Origin of the sequence: Paenibacillus sp. 598K (genome assembly GCF_003851045.1) — a bacterium.
GTDB lineage: Bacteria > Bacillota > Bacilli > Paenibacillales > Paenibacillaceae > Paenibacillus_D.
On record NZ_BFBX01000022.1, the window covers coordinates 2,539 to 2,986 of the forward strand.

Below are 448 nucleotides of genomic sequence, written 5' to 3' on the forward strand. Positions count from 1 at the left end.
GCCGTCAAGCATCTGCTCGACCTCGGCCATCGCCAGATCGGCATCCTCGGCAATGTCGACGCCTCGCCGAGCTATCAGGAGCGATATGAGGGGTATCGGCTCGCGCTCCGCGAGCACGGCATCGAGCCCGAGGCAGCGCTTATGCAGGCGCAAGTGCCCGAGGACGAGGCGTCGATCGCCTGCGCCCTGCAGGCAGCCGGCGACGCGCCGACGGCGTGGTTCGGGATGAACGACGGCTTCGCCTACTACATCTGCCAAGCGCTGCGCGCCAAGGGACGCCGCATCCCGGAGGACGTGTCCATCTGCGGGTTCGACCGCACCCACTTCTCCGACATGTGCAGCCCCAAGCTGACGACGATGGAGATCGATATCAGCCAGTTCGCGCACAAGGCGCTGCATCAGCTGCTATGGCGGATGGAGCAGCCTGACGAGAGCCACCAGGAGATCC

General features: G+C 65.8%; 1 protein-coding gene. It reads left to right on the forward strand.

Features of this window, described 5'->3' with window-relative positions; all coding sequences use genetic code 11:
* The coding region (locus tag PA598K_RS08855) for a substrate-binding domain-containing protein (protein ID WP_185601734.1) at positions 1 to 448 on the forward strand (448 nt) is incomplete at both ends.